Annotated in this window: 3 protein-coding genes; 1 reads left to right on the top strand and 2 read right to left on the bottom strand. The window is 59.2% G+C overall.

Going from position 1 to position 2,610, the window contains the following annotated elements; genetic code table 11:
- The first annotated feature begins 273 nt into the window (after nucleotides 1–273).
- Nucleotides 274–804, top strand: a complete 531-nt coding sequence (mog, locus tag HKD46_RS21095) for a molybdopterin adenylyltransferase (RefSeq protein WP_039040332.1) — start codon at nucleotides 274–276, stop codon at nucleotides 802–804.
- A 31-nt stretch (nucleotides 805–835) separates the two neighbouring features.
- Here the strand turns inward: mog and HKD46_RS21090 are convergent, their stop codons facing one another.
- Entirely contained in the window at nucleotides 836–1,183 is a 348-nt protein-coding gene (locus HKD46_RS21090; protein ID WP_029314779.1) for a DUF2541 family protein, read from the bottom strand.
- Between the two features lie 181 nt (nucleotides 1,184–1,364).
- Entirely contained in the window at nucleotides 1,365–2,120 is a 756-nt protein-coding gene (locus HKD46_RS21085; protein WP_171865945.1) for a DNA/RNA non-specific endonuclease, read from the bottom strand.
- Nucleotides 2,121–2,610 lie beyond the last annotated feature (490 nt).

Raw genomic sequence — 2,610 nt, 5'->3', positions numbered from 1 at the left:
TTAGCATTAATAATGGTCATAGGCTTCGCGCGTGTTGATTTTGTTTGGCGATAAAATTAGATCACAAACGAAGCCTTTTTTATATCTATTTCAATTGGTTGGCGCTAAAGATCCTGTACATGATGCCTTATTAAGGGACTTTCCTCAAAATTGTTTTTCATTCGACTCTCCCCCAAGCTCGACGCCCTCCCCTTGTCCCATCCGGCGGTTTAACATATCTCACTGATTATGTTATTTTATTTACCACTTTATTGCGGCAACCAAGGGCAGACCATGAGCAAGGCAAGAATCGGTATCGTCACCGTCAGCGATCGCGCCAGTGCAGGCATCTACGAAGATCTCTCCGGCAAGGCCATCATCGACACCCTGAACGCCTACCTGACCTCGGAATGGGAGCCCGTCTATCAGGTGATCCCCGACGAGCAGGATCAGATTGAGGCGACCCTGGTTCGGCTGGTCGACGAGGAGCAGTGCTGCCTTGTCGTTACCACGGGGGGCACCGGGCCGGCCAGGCGGGATGTGACCCCGGAGGCCACCGAGGCGGTGTGCGATCGCATGATGCCGGGCTTTGGCGAGCTGATGCGGGCCGAGTCCCTCAAGTTCGTGCCGACCGCCATCCTGTCGCGCCAGACCGCCGGCCTGCGCGGCAGCTCGCTCATCGTCAACCTGCCGGGCAAGCCCAAATCGATCCGCGAGTGCCTGGATGCGGTCTTCCCCGCCATCCCCTACTGCATCGACCTGATGGAAGGGCCCTATCTCGAGTGCGACGAGGCCATCATCAAACCGTTCCGCCCGAAGAAATAAGCACTGGGCGGGGATTTCCCCCGCCCTTTGCTCATTTGCGCCCGTACACCTTGACCCCCGCCCTGCTCCCTTCCGAATTGCCGTACACCTCGATGCGCTTGATGCAGAGTCGGCTGCCGAGGGATTGCCACCCCGACTCCTGATCCTCTCTCAACACCTTGTCGAAATAGAGGGTCTTGCTGCGATCGTTGCCGTAGAACACCTTGACCCGCTCCAGGGTCAACTCCCGCCCTGCCTTGACCATGATGGATTTGGTCGGCCGGCAGGCGAGCATGGGAATGATGGCGGGATGATCGCCGACCCCGAGCAGAATGGTCTGCCCCAAGCGGATATCCTCGTCGGCCATGGCGGGGGGAACAGCAGCCCCCAGCAACGCCATGGGTACGCAGATGCGCAACGCGCGGGCAAGAGTGGACGAGGAGTGAAGGGAAAACAGCGCTGACATGATGCCTCCTGAAAAAAGGAGTCATGATAAGGACCCGATGCCAGACCCAAGCTGTACTGGCCCTGTACCAGGGGCCATGACAATGGCAGGAGGCCCGTTACCCCTGCCGGACGCGCTAACCGCCCCACATGGCCGACAGCCGCGACTCCATGGCCTCTTCCTGCTCATCCGGCAGCTCGGTGAAGAAGTCGAGCCCGGTCTGCTCCTCCACCTCATCCACCGTCACCACATAGTCCGCCAGCCGACTGGCCGAGACGTTCTCTTGCGGCAGAATGAAGGCGATGGCCCGCTTGCCCGCCAGATCCATCACCACCCGGTAGTAGGCGTGGGGCACGGTCACGCCGTTGCCGATGGCGCCATCGGAGTGGGTGAAGATGGGGCCGGTGATCACCTGCACGCTCTTGTAGGTGATGGCCCACTGCCGGGTCTTCTCCTCCAGGATGCGCCAGGCCCCCTGGTTGAGCGCCGGCAGTTGCGGGGTCATGTTGGTCAGCAGGAAGCTCTGCTTCATGGTGTTGGCGGTGGAGCGCATGTCCGCCGCCGGCGCCTGGTGGCCGCGGTCATAGCCCGAGCCCTTGTAGTCCGACAGGGTGGCGCGAAACTGCACCGGCACCTCCTTGTCCTCGGCGAAGGCATCCTTGCGCGGCACCTGACCCTGGGCGCTGGTCGCCGTCATCCGGTAAGAGACCCAGTCAGAGACCTTGGTGTCGTAGTTGTACCCGGCGGCATAGCCCTCCCGGCACAACAGCTGACTGGATTGACCGGGTACCCCCAGGGTGACGTGCTCCCCGCACTGGAATCCCGCCGCCAGGCTCGGGAAGGTGGTGAGAGCGAATCCGATAGCCAGAACTAATTTATTGATATTATTCATTATTATGCCACTCCTTATGTTAGGCGGAGTGATTTGACACCAGGTCGGATGAGTAAGGCAATCGCACAAATAGCGAGCAATCCGGAAATGTGAAGAGGACGGCAAAACCGCAAACAAGGCGCCGCCAACCGGGGGATTGTCATCCCGCCGTCACTGTGCTGAGGGGGGAATTTCTCCAGCACGATCAGAGAGATAAGGGGTCAACACCGAGGCACTCTGTCAGCGCAGCGCCCGGCTCCCGCCACGCACGCCCCTGGCCGGGTCAGGGAATATCGAAAAAACCCAACGAAATAAGGGATCCTCAAGCCCGATAATTAGTCCGCGCTTGTTTGCTCGAGATCAAACGAAGCCATGAAAAGCCCTCTAAATAACTGATCCCAATAGTGCTACACCTTCGCTGTGCCATAGCCATTCCCCGGGAAAGGAGACACGGTATCCATGAAGTGTTTCACTCGGGCCAGCAGGTTTGCCATCCCTCTGCATTGATGAT

It is taken from the genome of Aeromonas sp. TW 6, from assembly GCF_013168745.1.
Taxonomy (GTDB): domain Bacteria; phylum Pseudomonadota; class Gammaproteobacteria; order Enterobacterales; family Aeromonadaceae; genus Aeromonas; species Aeromonas caviae.
The sequence above is the reverse complement of the archived record's forward strand: the minus strand, read 5'-3'. Positions and strand labels throughout refer to the sequence as shown.

What these genes read in the sequence shown, in the direction of transcription:
- mog (WP_039040332.1), top strand. Translation starts at nt 274, where the DNA reads ATGAGCAAGGCAAGAATCGGTATCGTCACCGTCAGCGATCGCGCCAGT.
- HKD46_RS21090 (WP_029314779.1), bottom strand. Translation starts at nt 1,183, where the DNA reads ATGGCGTTGCTGGGGGCTGCTGTTCCCCCCGCCATGGCCGACGAGGAT.
- HKD46_RS21085 (WP_171865945.1), bottom strand. Translation starts at nt 2,120, where the DNA reads ATGAATAATATCAATAAATTAGTTCTGGCTATCGGATTCGCTCTCACC.